This is a genomic window from Candidatus Tisiphia endosymbiont of Empis tessellata (assembly GCF_964031035.1).
GTDB lineage: Bacteria > Pseudomonadota > Alphaproteobacteria > Rickettsiales > Rickettsiaceae > Tisiphia.
Window position 1 is genome coordinate 656,226 of record NZ_OZ034997.1, and the last position, 16,702, is coordinate 672,927.

The window sequence follows — 16,702 nt, forward strand, 5'->3', positions numbered from 1 at the left end:
AGTTATGACCTATTTCATATTGTTGAGTGAGTTGTCTCATCTTCAATCAAAACCTTGATTCCATCATGCAATCCCTTCTTTCCTGAAATAACCACTTGGTCATTCGGTTTGATGCCAGTAACTACCTCTACACTTTGGCTATCACTATCACCTATTTCAATCCTTACTTTTTTAGCTGTATTATTCTCAATAACATAAACATAGTAATAAGAGTCAAAGAAAACAGCTGAGTTTGGTAATTTTATCCGTTGCTTGTTGCCATTGAAAATAACATTTACGTTAACAAATAAGCCCGGCATGATTGAATTATCATCATTTGGAATCAATGCCTCAATATAGACTGAGTGATTCTTATCTTGAGCAATTTCTGAAGTTTTAAAATCACTTAGTTTAAGGGCTAAGTTTAAAGCGGGAATATAGATGTTGACATAGCTCCCTCCCGCACTTTTAAATTTTTGATAGTCGCTTTCATCAAGACCAAACGCAACCTTGATAATATGAATATCATAAAGAACGACTATTTTATCCTTTTGTGTAACAAGCTCTCCAACAGTAACAAGTTTTCGTTCAACAATTCCACTTAATGGGGCAACAACATAATGATTGGTTTTTTCATCAAGTAATGTATAATATTTTTGTTTAGCATCAAGGTATTCTATGTTATGGTTCACATACTCTGTATATCTAATTAGATTCTTATCCAATAACTGCTTCATCGCATTAGCTTTTTTCTCTTTAAGACGATACTCTTCATTTGCTAGTTCAATCAGATAGTCAATTTGCGTGGTATCTAATACCGCTAAAATATCACCTTTTTTAACATAGCTACCTATAGGCAAGTCAAGTTCTTTAATTCTTCCTGTTGTATTGACTTTAACTGCATGTGTTTCATAGGCTAAGGTTTTGCCTGTTGTAACCAATATATCATTTGTCTCCTCTGAATATTGAGCCTTAACCACTTCAACAGGAATTACGACAGCTTGAGTGTCCACTTGCTGTGTTGAGGCTTGTCTATTAACTACTTTTTTGATAGAAACTATCACTACAACAACCGATACTGCAACAAATAATAGTCCATATATATAGTATTTTCGACTTATTAATATCTTCCCTAGGGTCATTTGAATTTTACCATATTTCTGATTAGATTGCTAACCTTCTCTTTAATCTATTCATTTTCAATTTTCAACTTCGATTATACTCAAATGATTTGAGTATAATTTCTGATAACAAAAGAACCGTAGCGAACGGTTTTATTGTTTTCTAGTCACATATACAGTAAAATTTTATTTTATGCAAGTAATTATTTTAAAATTTTTTAATTTTATTTACAGAAAGTAGTAGTGTAGCTAACATGGAAATGTTTCAACCATAACTAGTGTATAGCCTTATATACATTATAGCCAATAGACCTCTTTCGAAACTCTACTTCTGCTGGTGATTTGTACGTCGATGCGGTACTCGAATCCTCACGTACATTAGAGTACGCTGCGGTTCTGTGTTCCGCGTCTCCTTCAAATCCCTCAGCATAAGCGAGTTTCGAAAGAGGTCTAATATAGAAATGTTTGAGTCATAGTAATAGAATTGATGTGACCCCCTGCAAAACAAGGGTCTACAATCTATAAATATCCCCTCAGAACATTGCTTTCCTGCACCGAGGCTGGTATAACATCGATAGAAGCTAAATCTATATTTATACCACCCACTGGTAACAACTTTTAAACTGCCCTGTACTTATGTCTATATGCTGAGCTTACTACTAAACTCCTTACAAAAATTGTAGGCTATTGATGTAATCTACGCTTCTATGTTGCTATCGTCTTTTTTATTATTTAACAACTCTCTTGCTTTAGCAAGTCTTATAAACCGTGCAAAAGCAAAAATCATAGAATCAACAAAACCATCAAAACCAAATACCCAATATCGTCTTATAAAAAATGATTTTAAAAAATAAAAAATACTTTCTGTAGAAATTCTTGTTTTTGATGGATTCCTACCTAATTTAACTAAATCTTTTGCTTGCTCGGAGGAATAAAAATTTGCCTTAGCTACTAGTTGCTCAATTGACGTGCCAGACCTATGATAAATTATACCATTTAAATCATAGATTTTGTTTTGTGAATTAATATTTGGATTAAACAACACCGAATCATGAGTAGTAGTGTTATTATTAGAAAAACTACTATATTTACGATTATATAATCTGATACATTTATTATAAGGAGCAAAACGACGACCTTTCTGATCATTACGGTGCAATATAACAATTTTAGTACGGTAAGCTAAATAATTAGCTTGATTATTTGAAGCAAATATAAACTCTATTTCATCTTGTAATTCTTTTGATAGTTCTTCATCAGCATCAATATTTAATATCCAGTCATTCTGACATAAATTTTCGCCAAAAGTCTTTTGTTTAACATAACCATTCCATTCGTTAAAAATCACTTTGATTCCTAAATTTCTAGCAATTTGTACTGTATCATCAATACTCCCACTATCAACAACAATAAGCTCCTCGACAATGTCCTTAACACTGTTGATAGCTCTTGCAATCCTAGTAGCTTCATTTTTTGTGATAATAAAGGCTGAAATCTTTAGCATATCCCTCTCAACCCTTGCATACATTTTCTATCTAGCTTCTGTAAAGGTTTCATTTCTATAGTCTATATGTTCATTATTTTTAGGAAGTACCCACAAATTGAATAATTTTTGAGGAATTTCTGAGTAAAAGAGTAGCCAAGTAACCACAAGCAGTACATAATATGTCCATGAGGAACGAAAGCAAATTTTGACAACAAAATTACCAAAAGGAATCAATTCGTGAACACTCCTTTTTGTTCTCGAATCCTCACTTGCATACCTACTATTACCTACATCTTTTAAAAGTCGTATATTTGAACCTATAGTAATAAGGCAGGGATAATACACCCTAGGCTATTAAACTGTCTTTCATCGAGATTGGTATTACATAAAAGGCATACACAAGAAGCTAGAAGCTAATTCATATTTTTAATTTTTTGAGATAATCTACTGATTTTACGTGAGGCTGTATTTAATTTGATAATGTTTTTTGTTATACCTTTCATTATTTCAGATTGTGCAACAGTCAAAGCTAATTTAGCTGATTCTTTTGAGCCACTAATAACTTCTTGCAAAACTTTTTTTATATATGTTTTAATTCTACTTGACCTATTCTTATTTATTAAAGTTTTTTTTATTGTTTGTCTTATTGCCTTTTTTGCTGATGAATGATTAGCCATATTTATTATTTTCCTACAGATTTATTAGTTTTGTTCTTCATGGTTATGATTTTCTACTTTTGGGGTCATACAGCCTTTACTATTTACATCTCTATCAACGAACTCAATATAAGCTACTGATGCCATATCTCCATAACGAAAACCAGCCTTTATTATCCTAGTATAACCACCTGGACGTTCACTATATCTTTTACCTAAAACACTAATAAGTTTTTCAGTAGCAACTTTATCTTTGATTTTAGCAAGCAACATTCTTCTAGTCGCTAAATCAGATTTCTTGGCCTTAGTTATTAGTACTTCAATATATGGTCTAAGCTCTTTAGCCTTAGGTAAAGTTGTTTTTATTTGCTCATTCATCACAAGTGCAGCAGCCATATTAGCAAACATCGCCTGTCTATGACTACTTGTTCTATTAAGCTTTCTACCCTTAATTTTATGTCGCATGTTATTACCTTTTTATTAACCTCAATTCGATATAAGAATTGTTAATTCTTATATCGAATTGGCTTGTTATAAGGAAAAATGCATTCTTGAAGCGGCTTTTACGAATGCATTTTAATCTATTACCACTAAATAATCTTATTTTTATATCATATAAAAATTAAGATTATTAGCAAATTAATATTTAACAATCAGGTGACGAACTGCTTCAAACCTGATTGTTTCTATATGTATCCCTGAATTAGATATAACCTGTTACATCTAATTCAGGTTTTATTAATATGGATCTTCATAACGCTTAGATAGTTCCTGAATATTTTCTGGAGGCCATCCTAGTATGTCCATACCAAATTTTAAACCAAAGCCTGATAATATATCCTTAATCTCATTAAGAGACTTTCTACCAAAGTTTTGAGTTCTAAGCATTTCTACTTCTGTTTTGATAACAAGATCACCTATATAAATTATATTTTCATTTTTTAAACAATTCTGAGATCTAACAGATAATTCTAATTCCTCAACTTTCTTCAACAAAGCTGGATTAAATGCTAATTCTTCTAACTTATCCTGCTTATCTTCTGTTTGTTCTTCAAATGTAATAAATAATTGTAACTGATCTTGCAGAATTCTAGCAGCAAGTGCTATAGACATCTCAGGAGAAATACTACCATTAGTTTCAACGGTCATAATCAATTTGTCATAATCTGTAACTTGACCAACACGTGTATTATCAACTTTATAGGTAACCTTTCTTACAGGACTGAATAACGCATCTATTGGGATAACGCCAATAGCTAATTCCGAACCAACGCTGCTTGCAGCGGGAACATACCCTTTTCCCGTCTCACACACTAATTCCATTTCAAGCTGAGCCCCTTTTGCCAAAGTACAAATCACATGGTTAGGGGTTAGTACCTCCACATCATGCCCTGTTCCAATCATCCCAGCAGTTACAACGCAAGGACCAGTAGCACTTAATCTGACAATCTTTCTTTCCGAAGAATGCATTTTAACGACCACAGACTTAAGATTCAAAACTACATCAACTAAATCTTCCTTAACCCCAGGTATAGCAGAAAATTCATGCACCACCCCTAGTATCTTTATTGATGTTATTGCAGCACCCTGAAGAGATGAAAGTAGAATTCGCCTCATAGCATTACCTATTGTTAAACCAAATCCTCTCTCTAAAGGTTCAACCACAATTTTTACTATATTACTACTCTTATCAGGACTGTCATAAACTATCTTAGAAGGTTTTATTAATGCACTCCAGTTTTTATTTAATGATAACATTATTTACCTATGCCCCTATACTCTTCTTCTTTTTGGTGCTCTAACACCGTTATGTACAACAGACGAAACATCTAAAACTGACGTAACTATAAAATTTTGACTAAATACCGCACGCATAGCCGATTCCCTTTGAGCTCCTGCACCTTGCACTCTAATTGAAACAGTTTTCAGACCGTGTTCTTTTGCAACTTCTGAGGCTTTATCAACAGTTATTTGAGCAGCATAAGGCGTAGCTTTTCTAGCCCCCTTAAAACCATGTGTACCTGCTGTTGAAAAAGCTATAGCATTACCTTGCACGTCCGTAAAAGTAACAATAGTATTATTAAAAGTTGTCTTTATATGAACAACACCAAGAGTGATATTTTTTCTTTTTTTCTTGACCTTAGTATTAGCCTGACTCATCATTATACCATATTACTTTGTAACTTTTTTCTTACCGGCAATCGCAACAGCTTTACCTTTTCTTGTTCGAGCATTAGAATGAGTATTCTGACCTCGAACAGGCAACTTTCTTATATGTCTAAGACCTTGGTAACTTCTAATATCCTTTTTCTTCTTGATATTAAGATTCACCTCTCTTCTTAAATCACCTTCTACTTTATATTCTTTTTCAATAATATTACGTAAAATAATAAGCTCTTGATCTGTTAAGTCTTTGACCCTTTTACTTTCAGATATTCCAGTTTTTCGACAAATCTCTTCTGCAGCAGAAAAACCAAGCCCATAAATATATGTTAAGCTCACTACTAATCTTTTGTTTGCTGGAATATTAACACTCGCTATTCTTGCCACAAATAATCTCCAAAATTTCGATAATAACCAAAAGGGAATAATATAAAAATATCCCTTAAAGTCAAATCATTTTTAATACTTTATATAAAACAAGCTCTACTTCTTCTTTATCCTTATTTGCATCAACAACATAAAATTCACTATTATCTCTATAATAGTTAAGTAACGGATAAGTTTCTATTTTATATTCTTCTATTCTTTGCTTAATAGTCTGTTCATCATCATCTTGTCTGTGCATAAATTTATCTGATCCACAAACATCACAGACATTATCAACCTTAGGTTTAATGAAATAACTATTATAAATTTGTCCACAATTTTCACAATTAAACCTACCTAGAATCCTCTTGATAATCACTTGATCGTCTATGTCGAAAAAAACAACTTTAATCTTTTGATTAGCAAACATTCTTAGAAAATTAGCTTGCTCTAAATTACGAGGATAACCATCTAGAACATAACCGTTTTTATATATATCCTGAGTTAAAAACTCCTTAACTACATTATTCACCAATTTAGGAGGGACAAGTTTTCCTTGTGCCATATACTCTTTAATTAACAAACCATCCTTGTTATTAACCTTTACCATTTGCCTGAATATATCGCCAGTAGACACATGAGGTAAATTTAACTTTCTTGCCAATAACTGCCCTTGAGTTCCCTTCCCTGAACCAGGAGACCCTATAAGCACTATAATCATTTGAAACTCTTCTTTAAACATAACATAATATATACCCTCTACTAAGTTAAAATGTATAATTTTTTGCTTTAAAGAATTGTTTTTTTATAATACCAGTTAGTTTTTTAACTTCATTTTTTTAATTAATCCCTCATACTTACTGCTAAATAAATGAGTTTGAATTTGTACAAATGTATCTAGAACAACATTAACAACAATTAAAAAACTTGTACCCCCTAAGGCAAAAGATACGGCATATTTATTCATTAACATTTCAGGAACTATACATATAAAACTAAGATATATACCACCTATTACAGTTAACCTAGTTAACAAATAATCAAAATATTCCGCAGTATTCTTACCAGGCCTTTTGCCAGGAATATATGCCCCATATTTTCTTAAGTTATTTGCTGTTTCTTCTGAATTAAAAACTACTGCTGTATAAAAAAAACTAAAAAACATTATCAACGCAACATACAACAAAATATATAAAGGCTTCCCATGCCCTAGATGGAAAGTTAATAAACTCATAATTTCTGAATTATTGCTAGAAAAATTAGCTATTGTCACAGGAAACAATAAAATCGAACTAGCAAATATTGGCGGAATTACCCCAGAAGTATTAAGTTTAAGAGGCATATGAGTCGAATCACCACCATAAATTTTATTACCAACTTGTCTTTTTGGATATTGTACCAAAACTTTTCTCTGTGCCTTCTCAAAGAAAATTATTATAGCTATAATTACAATAACTCCTAAACAAATAGTCATAACTACTATCGGAGACAAACCACCACTTCTTGACAACTCAAACATGCTTATAATACCACTTGGTACACCCGACACTATACCTATAAATATAATTAAGGACGATCCATTACCAATACCTCTACCAGTAATCTGTTCACCAAGCCACATTAAGAACATAGTACCTACAACTAAAGTAATAACGGTAGTAACCTTGAAAAAAAGCCCAGGTATAATAACTACTGGACCTACATTAGTCACAACATGTTCTAAACTTACTGCAACACCATATGCCTGAAAAGAAGCTAATAAAACAGTTAAATACCTAGATAATTGATTGATTTTCCTTTTACCAACCTCACCTTCTTTTTTTAAATTCTCTAAAGGCTTGTAGGCTATTGACATTAATTGAATGATAATTGAAGCAGTTATATATGGCATAATTGCTAAAGCAAAAATAGACATTCTACCTAGAGACCCCCCAGATAGCATATTAAACATACCAAGTATACCAGATTGATTTTGTTCAGCCACACTGCTTAATGCAACCGAATCAATACCCGCTATAGGAATAAATGAGCCAAATCTACATACTATAAGAGCCAAAATAGTAAAAATAATCCTATTAGCTAAGTCTTTATTAGATTTTTGTGTGGAATTTAAACTCATAAATTACAATATTTGACCACCAACTTGTTCTATTAACTTCTTAGCAGAGCTAGAATAAGCATCTAATTGAAATGATAAGGGACTATTAAAATCACCACTGCTAACAGATAATAACTTAACCAATAAGTTATTATTCTTAATTAACCCGACTTCAACTAATCTATCCTTTGTTACAACTTCTGTTGAGTTCAAACGATTTTCTGCTATTAAAAATTCTATATCAGCAATATTTACTACACTATATTTCTTAGAACTAGGACAGTTAAAGCCTCTCTTTGGCAATCTTTTAATCATAGGCATCTGCCCCCCTTCAAAACCTTTGATAGCTACACCAGATCTAGATTTCTGCCCCTTAACACCTCTGCCACATGTTTTACCTTTACCACTGCCAATACCGCGACCTACTCTTTTTTTATCTCTCTTAGCACCAAAATTGTTAGATAACTCATTTAATTTCATTTTCTAAACTCTAATTTATTCTAATTTATATTTTCTACTTTTAACAAATGTTGTACCTTCTTGATCATCCCTCTAACAGAGTTTGTATCTTGCAAAATAACAGATTTATGCATTTTATTTAAACCCAAACCTACCAAGGTTTCTTCCTGATCATATTTACGACCTATACTACTACCAATCTGGGTAACTTTAAGCTTTGCCTCATTCACTTTTTCTTGATTACTACTCATAAATTCCTACAACCCAATTATTACTTTACTTTAAATATAAAGACTCACTATAGCCCATTGCTTCAAAGCCCCATTCACACGCAAATTCGGGATAAGAATTTGTCAATTCTTATCCCAAATTCGGTGAAATTATCGAAACAATCAGATTTGAGACGACTCTGCATCTGATTGTTAAATTAATATTTTGCTAAAAACATGATTTTAAAAGATTAAAATCATGTTTTTAGCTTAAGGTTTAAAATGCATTCACAAAACCGCTTTAAGAATGCATTTTTCTTTATTTTTTAGATTCTGCTACCTACCCAATCAAAACTTCTTAAGTTGACACTCATGAGTCTACGCTGGAAGGACTATTACACTACTTAAACTTGCACACTTGGTTCTGATATTATTTATTGCCCTTTTGTAGATTTAGTTGATACCTCATTTATTCTTTTTCCTCTCCTTTCAGCAATATTCTTTGGAGAAGATAATTGAGATAACGCATCAAAAGTTGCAGCAATCATCGCATATACATTACTAGAACCCAAAGATTTGGCAACAATATCATGAACTCCTAAAGAATCAAAGATTGCCCTCATAGCACCACCAGCGATAACACCAGTACCTGCCTTGGCTCTTCTTAAAATGACTTTAGCTGCTCCACTTTTACCAATGACATCATGATGAATAGTTCTATTTTGATAAAGAGGAATTTTAATCATATCTTTCCTTGCTTCTTGAGTAGCCTTAGCTCTAGCTTCTGTTACCTCTTTCGCTTTGCCATGACCATAACCAACCTTACCGGCTTTATCACCAGCAACAATACAAGCAGAAAAAGAAAATTTTCTACCACCCTTTACTACTTTAGTAACTCTGTTTACATCCACCAAAGTTTCTGTTAGTGCTTCACCCGTATTTTTTTTAGCTTTAGCCATTTCTTAAACCTAAAATTAAAATTTCATTTTTTTTCTTGCTGCATCAGCTAAAGCCTTAACAACACCATGATATTTATAACCACCTTTATCGAATACAACTTCTTGCACCCCTTTAAGCGATGCTCTTTCACCTATTAAATCACCTACTTTCGTGGCTGTACCAATATTACAGTTGGATTTTTTTAACTGTCTAATTTCTTTATCTAAAGTCGAAGCAGATGCAATAGTTATTGATTGTTTGTCATCTATGACTTGTGCATATATGTGCTTTCCAGACTTAAAAATAGACAGCCTGAGTCTGTTTGATTTTGATATCTTAGACCTTACTCTAGCCTTTCTTATATCAAACTTTAACTTTGAACTACGCATATTGAACTCTTAAATTTTAATTTTTCTTACCTTCTTTTCTCTGAACATATTGACCTTTGCGTTTAATACCTTTACCTTTATATGGTTCAGGTGGTCTCTGCTTTATAATAATTGATATAAACTGACCTAATTTTTCTTTATCAACACTTTCCAATATAATCTGATTTTGTTTAGGAGCGGTAACTTTAATATTTTGAGGTATTTCTACTTTAGTATTATGACTTTTAGCAAGCATTAAGTTTAAATATTTATCCTTCACCAAAGCCTTATAACCAACGCCATTGACTTCAAGCTCTTCTGTAAAACCTTCTTTAACACCTTTTATCATACTATTTATTATACTTCGTGCCGTACCCCACATAGATCTAGCACTTTTAGTCTCTGCTAATGGTTTTACAAAAAGCTGATTATCTTGCAATAAAATTGCTATATTTCCTGCGAAAGTTTTTGTTAATTCTCCCTTGGGACCAACAACATTAACTTTCAACCCATCAAGTTCAACTTTCACCCCTTCAGGCACAGGGACTGGTAATTTTCCAATACGTGACATCTTTATACCTTAAAACACTTTACAAATTACTTCACCGCCAATTTTTTGGCTATGTGCTTCTCTATCTGATAAAACTCCTCTAGAAGTAGAAAGAATATAAATACCCATATTGTTATAATATCCTTTTAATTTATCAATAGAAGAATAAATCCTCTTACCTGGTTTTGAAACTCTACTTATTTCACATATAGCAGGTTTTCCATTAACAGAATATTTTAGATCCACTTCAATATGACTTATATTACCATCCTTGACAACTACATACTCTTTTATATAACCTTCTTTTTTTAAAACATCCAAAATAGCACATTTTATTTTTGAACAAGGTAGAGATATATTCATCAATTTACTTTTTTGACCATTTCTAATTCTAGTCAACATATCCGCTATATTATCTGTCATTGACATACGATAAACCTACTATTTTAACCTCAATTCGATATAAGAATTTTTATATCGAATTGGCTTTGTTATAAGAAAAAGTGTACCCTTGAAGAGACTTTTACGAGTACATTTCAACTTTTTTCATCATTCAATGGGTGATTTTAATTATTAAAACCACCCATTGAATAGAATATTACATTTTAACAATCAGGTACTGAACCGCTTCAAACCTGATTGTTTCTACTTAACCCTTGAATTCGATATAATAAGTTATATCGAATTCAAGCTATTTTACCAACTTGCTTTAATCAAACCAGGAACTAATCCCTTACTACCAAGATCTCTCAGCTTATTTCGCGATAGACCAAATTTACTATACACTCCTCTTGGACGTCCAGTAAGCTCACACCGATTTCGAACTCTATTCATAGCTGAGTTTCTAGGTAACTTAGCTAAAACCATCACTAACGAAAATCTTTCTTCCAAAGATAAAGTTTTATCGTAAATCTTGTCCTTTAATTTAGCACGCTTGTTATATAAACTTTGTGCCATCTTTCTTCTTCTATTATTCTTTTTTATAGAACTTACTTTAGCCATCTATTTTTCTTCTAAAAATTAATTATAAAAAGGCAAATTAAAGCCAGAAAGTAATAATTTACCTTCTTCATTATTCATAGCACTTGTAACAATCGTGATATCCATACCACGAATTACATCTATCTTGTCGTAATTAATCTCTGGAAAAACAATCTGTTCTTTTATACCAAAAGTAAAATTACCTCTACCATCAAAGCTTTTGCTTGAGAAACCTCTAAATTCTTTAATACGCGGTAGAGCAACGATTACTAATCTCTCTAAAAAATCATACATTCTATCTTTGCGCAGAGTAACTTTACAACCAACTTTCATACCTTCACGAAGCTTAAAAGTAGCAATAGACTTTTTGGCCTCAGTTACTAAAGGCTTTTGTCCTGAAATTAGAGTTAGATCATTGACAGCATTATTAATTACCTTAGAATCTGCAACCGTCTCACCAACACCCATATTAACAACAATTTTTACAACCTTAGGCATTTGATGTTTATTCTTGTACGCAAACTCTTTCTGTAAGTTTGGTACAATCTCTTTAGTGTATAAATCTTTAAACCTGAGCAACATTACTTACCTTCCTTATTACTAATAATTTCACCAGACTTCTTAGCTACTCTTACTTTAGAGCCATCTTCTAGAAATTTAAAAGCAACTTTTGTATGGTTACCTGTTTTAGTATCTATGTGAGCAACATTAGATATATGTATGGATAATTCCTTTGACACTATACCACCTTCACTTGTTTTACTCGCCTTAACATGCTTGCGAACAATATTTATACCCGAAACAATAGCTCTATTTTGCTCAGGCAAAACCTTTAAGACCTTACCCTTTTTTCCCTTATTTTTTCCGGTGATAACAATAACTTCATCACCTTTCTTAATTTTTAGCTTAATCATTACAACACCTCTTCTGCAAGTGACATAATCTTAACGAATTTTTTTGCCCTTAATTCTCTAGTTACAGGACCAAAAACTCTTGTACCTATTGGTTCTCCTTGCTTATTTAAAAGTACTGCTGCATTAGAATCAAACTTAATTGTACTACCATCTGCCCTTCTAACACCCTTTTTTGTTCTAACAATTAGAGCCCTATGTACGTCACCTTTTTTTACTTTTCCGCTTGGTAAAGCTTCTTTTATAGATACCACAATGACATCCCCAAGATTTGCTATCATGTGATGTGAACCACCAAGCACTTTAATACACATAATTTTTTTAGCACCAGAGTTATCCGCAACATCTAAGATGCTCTGCATCTGAATCATAACTTACTTCCACTTGAGAATTTAATAACGCAACAAAATAAACAATCTAAATAACAAAGTCAAAGGATAAAACTCACCATTCTGTGACAACCAAACCTATCATTATTAGAGAGACACCTTTACATCCCCTAACACCACCCAAGACTTAGTTTTAGATATAGGACGACTTTCAACTATACTAACCTTATCACCATCCTTATAAGTATTCTCTGGATCATGAGCAGCATATTTTTTAGAGACTTTTACAATTTTTTTGTATATAGGATGCTTAAACCTACGCTCTACTTTAACTGTAATAGTCTTATCAGTTTTCGAACTTACAACAACGCCCTGTAGCACTCTTTTCGGCATTTCCCTATTCTCCAGTTTTTGATCTTATAGTTAACTCTGTATTAATACGAGCTATTGTTTTTTTTACAAAAGAAAACCTGCTAGTATTTTGTAATTCACCTAATGTTCTTTGAAACCGTAGATTAAAAAACTCTTTTTTAAACAAAATTCTCTTTTTGTGAAGCTCTTCCGTAGTCTGCCCAACCAATTCCTTTGCTGATACCCCTAAATTATTCATAACGCCTCACTATCTTTGTTCTTACAGGCAATTTTGCACTAGCAAGCTCAAGTGCTTTCGTCGCTATATCATCTGTAACCCCTTCCACTTCAAACATAATTCTTCCAGGTGATACTCTCACTGCAAAAAATTCAGTAGAACCTTTTCCTTTACCCATTCTAACTTCCGCAGGCTTCTTTGACACAGGCAAATCCGGAAAAATTTTAATCCATAATCTCCCCTGCCTTTTCATACAACGAACTGCAGCCTTTCTTGCTGCCTCTATTTGTCTTGCGGTAACCCTTAAACCATCTAACGATTTCAAGCCAAAAGAACCGAAAGCTAGCATAGTACCAGCCTTTGCTTTTGAGGAAACTCTCCCCTTATGTGCTTTTCTAAATTTTTGTTTTTTCGGAGCTAACATTATTTTACTTCAAAATTAATTATGTTTCTTTCTATTTTCCACATGATCACCCCTATAGATCCAAACCTTTATACCTATAACTCCATAAGTTGTCATAGCTTCAGCAGTCGCATAGTCAATATCAGCTCTCAAAGTATGTAAAGGTACTCTACCTTCTCTATACCACTCTGTTCTCGCTATTTCAGCTCCAGCTAAACGTCCAGAACAAGCAACCTTTATACCTAACCCTCCTTGCTTAAAGCAGGCTTGGATAGCAGTTTTCATAGCTTTTCTAAAAGACACTCTTTTTTCAAGCTGCATAGCAATCGTTTGAGCAATAATGTTAGAGTCTATATTAGGCTTCTTTACTTCATGTATGTTAATATATATTTCTTCTAAACCCATAATTTTTTGGACAGATTTTTTTAATTTATCAATGTCGTTACCACTTTTACCTATAATAACTCCAGGCTTTTTAGCAAAAATATTAATTATAACATTCTTATTAGAAGGCCTCTCTATTAATACTCTACTAACTTGTGCTTGCACATAGTTCTTATTAACTAGATTTCTAACCTCTAAATCTTGGATAAGAAGGACTTTATACTGCTTCTTATCAGCATATAACACCGAGTCCCAACCTTTAATTAATGTCGGACCAACTCTAAAGCCATGCGGATTAACTTTCTGCCCCATATCTTATTTCCCCTCAACTTCAGTAACTGTAATATATAAATTACTAAAAAATTTATTAATCCTTGTTGCTCTTCCTTTAGCTCTTGGCATAATTCTTTTCATCACCAACGCCTTACCTACAGTTGCAGAAGTAATAAACAAAGTATCAATATCTAAACCAAAATTATTTTCAGCATTAGCAACAGCAGACTGTAAACATTTTTTTACATCTTGAGCAATTCTTCTAGGGGAAAAGGTAAGCTGAATTAGAGCCTCAGACACTTTCATATTCCTAATAGAAGTTGCAACCAAATTCAATTTCCTCGGACTCACTCTAAGAGACTTAGCAATTGCTGTAGTAGAACCTTTATTCACCTTCACCATATCTATTTTCTCTTAACTTTTTTATCTGTGCCATGACCATGAAAAGTCCTAGTTGGAGAAAATTCACCTAATTTTTTACCAACCATTTCTTCACTTACAGTAACAGGTATAAATTTATTTCCATTATGTACAGCAAATGTTATTCCAACAAAAAATGGTAAAATTGTTGACCTTCTAGACCAAGTCTGAATCATTTCTGATTTACCAGATTCAATCAATTTTTGTACTTTTTTTATCAGATAACCATCTACAAAAGGTCCTTTCCAAACTGAACGAGCCATAATTACTACCTAATTACTTTCTTCTCTTAATAATAAATTTTGATGTAAGCTTATTCTTACGTGTTTTCTTACCCTTAGTTGGGAAACCCCATGGAGTCACTGGATGGCGACCACCAGAAGTTTTTCCTTCTCCTCCCCCATGTGGGTGATCGAATGGATTCATTGCAACACCACGAACATGTGGTCTCCAACCTAGCCATCTATTTCTTCCGGCCTTACCTAAATTGGTATTCTTTTGATCAGGGTTTGAAACAACACCTATGGTAGCCTTACAATCTAACGGTATCAATCTAAATTCTCCAGATCGAAGCTTGATCTGTGCATAACCCGAATCCTTACCTACTAAATTAACAGAAGTACCAGCAGATCTTGCAATTTGACCACCTTTACCAACTTTCATTTCTACATTATGTAAAGTAGTACCAACAGGAATAGATTTCAAAGATAAACAATTTCCTACTTTTATGTCAGCTTTATCACTTGATACTATTCTATCTCCTACAATAAGCTTTTGTGGTGCTAAAATATAAGAATACTCACCATCATCGAATTTAATTAAAGCAATGAAGGAAGTTCTGTTAGGATCATATTCTATTCTTTCAACAGTGGCAAATATATCCTGTTTATTTCTTTTAAAATCGATTATACGATAAAGTCTTTTATGCCCTCCTCCTCTATGCCAAGAAGTGGTTCTACCCAAATTATTTCTACCACCAGTCTTAGATAAACCTTTAGTTAAAGGTTTATGAGGCTTACCATTCCAAAGATCAGATTTATCAACCTGTACTAATTCTCTAAGGGATGGAGTAACTGGATTAAACGTTTTTAAAGCCATTTATTTAATACCCCCAGTAAAATCAATAGTATAATCTTTTTCTAACGTCACAATTGCTTTCTTTTTATCTGATTGTCTGCCATTAACACCCTTGAATCTTTTTCTCTTACCTTTTACATTCATTATGTTAACTTTTTTAACCTTAACCTGAAAAATCTTTTCAACAGCCATCTTGATAGAAGATTTCTCAGCACTACCAGCAACATGAAAAGTAAACTTATTTTGTTGCTCAGATAAAATATTGGTCTTCTCAGTGATCACAGGATTCCTAATAATATCATAATGTTTATAAGACTTCACTTTAACCTCTTTTCTAAAGCATCTACAGCTTCTTGTGATAACAAAACATAATCATGGCGTATTATATCATAAACATTTGCACCAATTTGCGGTACTGAAATAGTATTTGGAATATTTTGTACTGCCAAAGAAAAATTGATATCAACTTCATCACCACTAACAATAAAATAACTTTTACCATGAAAATTATTTAATAATTTTATAAGATTAGAAGTTTTGGATTCATGTAATTTTAAAGAATCTACTATTAGCAGCTTTCCCTCAGCCAATTTTTCTGATAAAGCATGTTTTAAACCAAGTTTTCTAACTTTTTTTGGTAATTTTGTAGCATGACTCCTTGTTACTGGACCGTGAGAAACTCCACCACCTCTCATTTGGACAGATCTTAAAGATCCTTGCCTTGCATTACCCGTACCTTTTTGCTTAAAAGGTTTCTTTGTAGTACCAGATACTTGCGACACTGTCTTTGTTTGATGTGTACCAGCCATAGCTTTAGCTCTCTGCCAATTAACAACAAGCTTGATAATATCTTCCCTAACAAAATCTACGGCAAAAACTTCGTTATCTAAATCAATCTCACCAACAGCTTCATTTTCAAGATTTAATAATTTGGCTTTCAT

The 16,702-nt window shown here is 32.7% G+C and carries 28 protein-coding genes; all 28 read right to left on the bottom strand.

Annotated features, from left to right (window positions below; genetic code table 11):
• Positions 1–14: 14 nt before the first annotated feature.
• The gene (locus AAHM86_RS03430; RefSeq protein WP_342268301.1) at positions 15–1,121 is read right to left on the bottom strand and encodes an efflux RND transporter periplasmic adaptor subunit; all 1,107 of its coding nucleotides are present in this window, start codon (positions 1,119–1,121) and stop codon (positions 15–17) included.
• A 676-nt stretch (positions 1,122–1,797) separates the two neighbouring features.
• Complete coding sequence (locus AAHM86_RS03440) at positions 1,798–2,604, bottom strand: glycosyltransferase family 2 protein (RefSeq protein WP_342268302.1); 807 nt, start codon at positions 2,602–2,604, stop codon at positions 1,798–1,800.
• A gap of 395 nt (positions 2,605–2,999) precedes the next feature.
• Positions 3,000–3,263, bottom strand: coding sequence for a 30S ribosomal protein S20 (rpsT, locus tag AAHM86_RS03445; RefSeq protein WP_342268303.1), 264 nt, complete (start codon positions 3,261–3,263; stop codon positions 3,000–3,002).
• Between the two features lie 24 nt (positions 3,264–3,287).
• Positions 3,288–3,707, bottom strand: coding sequence for a 50S ribosomal protein L17 (gene rplQ / locus AAHM86_RS03450; RefSeq protein WP_342268304.1), 420 nt, complete (start codon positions 3,705–3,707; stop codon positions 3,288–3,290).
• Positions 3,708–3,980: 273 nt separating this feature from the next.
• Entirely contained in the window at positions 3,981–5,000 is a 1,020-nt protein-coding gene (locus tag AAHM86_RS03455; protein ID WP_342268305.1) for a DNA-directed RNA polymerase subunit alpha, read from the bottom strand.
• A 15-nt stretch (positions 5,001–5,015) separates the two neighbouring features.
• Positions 5,016–5,402, bottom strand: a complete 387-nt coding sequence (gene rpsK, locus AAHM86_RS03460; RefSeq protein WP_342268371.1) for a 30S ribosomal protein S11 — start codon at positions 5,400–5,402, stop codon at positions 5,016–5,018.
• 12 nt (positions 5,403–5,414) lie between these two features.
• A complete protein-coding gene (gene rpsM, locus AAHM86_RS03465; RefSeq protein ID WP_341748193.1) occupies positions 5,415–5,792 on the bottom strand; it encodes a 30S ribosomal protein S13 in 378 nt (125 codons plus the stop codon).
• Positions 5,793–5,853: 61 nt separating this feature from the next.
• Positions 5,854–6,492, bottom strand: a complete 639-nt coding sequence (locus tag AAHM86_RS03470; RefSeq protein ID WP_341748430.1) for an adenylate kinase — start codon at positions 6,490–6,492, stop codon at positions 5,854–5,856.
• A gap of 96 nt (positions 6,493–6,588) precedes the next feature.
• Positions 6,589–7,890: a preprotein translocase subunit SecY gene (secY, locus tag AAHM86_RS03475; RefSeq protein ID WP_342268306.1), complete on the bottom strand. Its 1,302-nt coding sequence runs from the start codon at positions 7,888–7,890 to the stop codon at positions 6,589–6,591.
• A gap of 3 nt (positions 7,891–7,893) precedes the next feature.
• Positions 7,894–8,349 (bottom strand): 50S ribosomal protein L15, encoded by a 456-nt coding sequence (gene rplO, locus AAHM86_RS03480; RefSeq protein WP_342268307.1) that lies wholly within the window; start codon positions 8,347–8,349, stop codon positions 7,894–7,896.
• Positions 8,350–8,369: 20 nt separating this feature from the next.
• Positions 8,370–8,579, bottom strand: coding sequence for a 50S ribosomal protein L30 (rpmD, locus tag AAHM86_RS03485; RefSeq protein WP_342268308.1), 210 nt, complete (start codon positions 8,577–8,579; stop codon positions 8,370–8,372).
• Positions 8,580–8,971: 392 nt separating this feature from the next.
• Positions 8,972–9,496, bottom strand: coding sequence for a 30S ribosomal protein S5 (gene rpsE, locus AAHM86_RS03490; RefSeq protein WP_342268309.1), 525 nt, complete (start codon positions 9,494–9,496; stop codon positions 8,972–8,974).
• Between the two features lie 15 nt (positions 9,497–9,511).
• On the bottom strand, positions 9,512–9,865 hold the full coding sequence (gene rplR, locus AAHM86_RS03495) for a 50S ribosomal protein L18 (protein WP_341748188.1): 354 nt from the start codon (positions 9,863–9,865) through the stop codon (positions 9,512–9,514).
• A 16-nt stretch (positions 9,866–9,881) separates the two neighbouring features.
• On the bottom strand, positions 9,882–10,415 hold the full coding sequence (gene rplF / locus AAHM86_RS03500; protein WP_341748187.1) for a 50S ribosomal protein L6: 534 nt from the start codon (positions 10,413–10,415) through the stop codon (positions 9,882–9,884).
• A gap of 9 nt (positions 10,416–10,424) precedes the next feature.
• A complete protein-coding gene (gene rpsH, locus AAHM86_RS03505) occupies positions 10,425–10,823 on the bottom strand; it encodes a 30S ribosomal protein S8 (RefSeq protein WP_341748186.1) in 399 nt (132 codons plus the stop codon).
• A gap of 267 nt (positions 10,824–11,090) precedes the next feature.
• Positions 11,091–11,396, bottom strand: coding sequence for a 30S ribosomal protein S14 (rpsN, locus tag AAHM86_RS03510; RefSeq protein ID WP_341748185.1), 306 nt, complete (start codon positions 11,394–11,396; stop codon positions 11,091–11,093).
• 18 nt (positions 11,397–11,414) lie between these two features.
• Positions 11,415–11,954 carry a 50S ribosomal protein L5 gene (gene rplE, locus AAHM86_RS03515; protein ID WP_375331539.1) on the bottom strand — a complete coding sequence of 180 codons (540 nt, stop codon included), beginning with the start codon at positions 11,952–11,954 and terminating at the stop codon, positions 11,415–11,417.
• 2 nt (positions 11,955–11,956) lie between these two features.
• Positions 11,957–12,289 carry a 50S ribosomal protein L24 gene (gene rplX / locus AAHM86_RS03520; protein WP_342268310.1) on the bottom strand — a complete coding sequence of 111 codons (333 nt, stop codon included), beginning with the start codon at positions 12,287–12,289 and terminating at the stop codon, positions 11,957–11,959.
• Positions 12,289–12,657: a 50S ribosomal protein L14 gene (gene rplN, locus AAHM86_RS03525; protein WP_341748182.1), complete on the bottom strand. Its 369-nt coding sequence runs from the start codon at positions 12,655–12,657 to the stop codon at positions 12,289–12,291. The genes rplX and rplN overlap by 1 nt, the downstream gene beginning before the upstream one ends.
• Before the next feature lie 105 nt (positions 12,658–12,762).
• Positions 12,763–13,008 carry a 30S ribosomal protein S17 gene (gene rpsQ / locus AAHM86_RS03530; RefSeq protein ID WP_341757720.1) on the bottom strand — a complete coding sequence of 82 codons (246 nt, stop codon included), beginning with the start codon at positions 13,006–13,008 and terminating at the stop codon, positions 12,763–12,765.
• A gap of 4 nt (positions 13,009–13,012) precedes the next feature.
• Complete coding sequence (gene rpmC / locus AAHM86_RS03535; RefSeq protein WP_341761531.1) at positions 13,013–13,225, bottom strand: 50S ribosomal protein L29; 213 nt, start codon at positions 13,223–13,225, stop codon at positions 13,013–13,015.
• Complete coding sequence (gene rplP, locus AAHM86_RS03540) at positions 13,218–13,628, bottom strand: 50S ribosomal protein L16 (RefSeq protein WP_341748179.1); 411 nt, start codon at positions 13,626–13,628, stop codon at positions 13,218–13,220. The genes rpmC and rplP overlap by 8 nt, the downstream gene beginning before the upstream one ends.
• Before the next feature lie 15 nt (positions 13,629–13,643).
• A complete protein-coding gene (gene rpsC / locus AAHM86_RS03545) occupies positions 13,644–14,303 on the bottom strand; it encodes a 30S ribosomal protein S3 (protein WP_342268311.1) in 660 nt (219 codons plus the stop codon).
• Positions 14,304–14,306: 3 nt separating this feature from the next.
• Positions 14,307–14,666, bottom strand: a complete 360-nt coding sequence (gene rplV, locus AAHM86_RS03550) for a 50S ribosomal protein L22 (RefSeq protein WP_341748177.1) — start codon at positions 14,664–14,666, stop codon at positions 14,307–14,309.
• 2 nt (positions 14,667–14,668) lie between these two features.
• A complete protein-coding gene (gene rpsS, locus AAHM86_RS03555; protein ID WP_341748176.1) occupies positions 14,669–14,947 on the bottom strand; it encodes a 30S ribosomal protein S19 in 279 nt (92 codons plus the stop codon).
• A 13-nt stretch (positions 14,948–14,960) separates the two neighbouring features.
• On the bottom strand, positions 14,961–15,782 hold the full coding sequence (rplB, locus tag AAHM86_RS03560; RefSeq protein ID WP_342268312.1) for a 50S ribosomal protein L2: 822 nt from the start codon (positions 15,780–15,782) through the stop codon (positions 14,961–14,963).
• The gene (rplW, locus tag AAHM86_RS03565) at positions 15,783–16,082 is read right to left on the bottom strand and encodes a 50S ribosomal protein L23 (protein ID WP_342268313.1); all 300 of its coding nucleotides are present in this window, start codon (positions 16,080–16,082) and stop codon (positions 15,783–15,785) included.
• Entirely contained in the window at positions 16,079–16,702 is a 624-nt protein-coding gene (rplD, locus tag AAHM86_RS03570; RefSeq protein WP_342268314.1) for a 50S ribosomal protein L4, read from the bottom strand. Before rplD ends, rplW begins: the two co-directional genes overlap by 4 nt.

What these genes read in the sequence shown, in the direction of transcription:
- rplP (WP_341748179.1), bottom strand. Translation starts at nt 13,628, where the DNA reads ATGTTAGCTCCGAAAAAACAAAAATTTAGAAAAGCACATAAGGGGAGA.
- rplX (WP_342268310.1), bottom strand. Translation starts at nt 12,289, where the DNA reads ATGATTAAGCTAAAAATTAAGAAAGGTGATGAAGTTATTGTTATCACC.
- rpsK (WP_342268371.1), bottom strand. Translation starts at nt 5,402, where the DNA reads ATGAGTCAGGCTAATACTAAGGTCAAGAAAAAAAGAAAAAATATCACT.
- AAHM86_RS03430 (WP_342268301.1), bottom strand. Translation starts at nt 1,121, where the DNA reads ATGACCCTAGGGAAGATATTAATAAGTCGAAAATACTATATATATGGA.
- rplR (WP_341748188.1), bottom strand. Translation starts at nt 9,865, where the DNA reads ATGCGTAGTTCAAAGTTAAAGTTTGATATAAGAAAGGCTAGAGTAAGG.
- rpsC (WP_342268311.1), bottom strand. Translation starts at nt 14,303, where the DNA reads ATGGGGCAGAAAGTTAATCCGCATGGCTTTAGAGTTGGTCCGACATTA.
- rplB (WP_342268312.1), bottom strand. Translation starts at nt 15,782, where the DNA reads ATGGCTTTAAAAACGTTTAATCCAGTTACTCCATCCCTTAGAGAATTA.
- rpsQ (WP_341757720.1), bottom strand. Translation starts at nt 13,008, where the DNA reads ATGCCGAAAAGAGTGCTACAGGGCGTTGTTGTAAGTTCGAAAACTGAT.
- rplN (WP_341748182.1), bottom strand. Translation starts at nt 12,657, where the DNA reads ATGATTCAGATGCAGAGCATCTTAGATGTTGCGGATAACTCTGGTGCT.
- rpsS (WP_341748176.1), bottom strand. Translation starts at nt 14,947, where the DNA reads ATGGCTCGTTCAGTTTGGAAAGGACCTTTTGTAGATGGTTATCTGATA.
- AAHM86_RS03440 (WP_342268302.1), bottom strand. Translation starts at nt 2,604, where the DNA reads ATGCTAAAGATTTCAGCCTTTATTATCACAAAAAATGAAGCTACTAGG.
- AAHM86_RS03455 (WP_342268305.1), bottom strand. Translation starts at nt 5,000, where the DNA reads ATGTTATCATTAAATAAAAACTGGAGTGCATTAATAAAACCTTCTAAG.
- rpsN (WP_341748185.1), bottom strand. Translation starts at nt 11,396, where the DNA reads ATGGCTAAAGTAAGTTCTATAAAAAAGAATAATAGAAGAAGAAAGATG.
- AAHM86_RS03470 (WP_341748430.1), bottom strand. Translation starts at nt 6,492, where the DNA reads ATGATTATAGTGCTTATAGGGTCTCCTGGTTCAGGGAAGGGAACTCAA.
- rpsE (WP_342268309.1), bottom strand. Translation starts at nt 9,496, where the DNA reads ATGGCTAAAGCTAAAAAAAATACGGGTGAAGCACTAACAGAAACTTTG.
- rplO (WP_342268307.1), bottom strand. Translation starts at nt 8,349, where the DNA reads ATGAAATTAAATGAGTTATCTAACAATTTTGGTGCTAAGAGAGATAAA.
- rplD (WP_342268314.1), bottom strand. Translation starts at nt 16,702, where the DNA reads ATGAAAGCCAAATTATTAAATCTTGAAAATGAAGCTGTTGGTGAGATT.
- rplV (WP_341748177.1), bottom strand. Translation starts at nt 14,666, where the DNA reads ATGGTGAAGGTGAATAAAGGTTCTACTACAGCAATTGCTAAGTCTCTT.
- rpsT (WP_342268303.1), bottom strand. Translation starts at nt 3,263, where the DNA reads ATGGCTAATCATTCATCAGCAAAAAAGGCAATAAGACAAACAATAAAA.
- rpsH (WP_341748186.1), bottom strand. Translation starts at nt 10,823, where the DNA reads ATGTCAATGACAGATAATATAGCGGATATGTTGACTAGAATTAGAAAT.
- rpmD (WP_342268308.1), bottom strand. Translation starts at nt 8,579, where the DNA reads ATGAGTAGTAATCAAGAAAAAGTGAATGAGGCAAAGCTTAAAGTTACC.
- rplF (WP_341748187.1), bottom strand. Translation starts at nt 10,415, where the DNA reads ATGTCACGTATTGGAAAATTACCAGTCCCTGTGCCTGAAGGGGTGAAA.
- rplQ (WP_342268304.1), bottom strand. Translation starts at nt 3,707, where the DNA reads ATGCGACATAAAATTAAGGGTAGAAAGCTTAATAGAACAAGTAGTCAT.
- secY (WP_342268306.1), bottom strand. Translation starts at nt 7,890, where the DNA reads ATGAGTTTAAATTCCACACAAAAATCTAATAAAGACTTAGCTAATAGG.
- rpmC (WP_341761531.1), bottom strand. Translation starts at nt 13,225, where the DNA reads ATGAATAATTTAGGGGTATCAGCAAAGGAATTGGTTGGGCAGACTACG.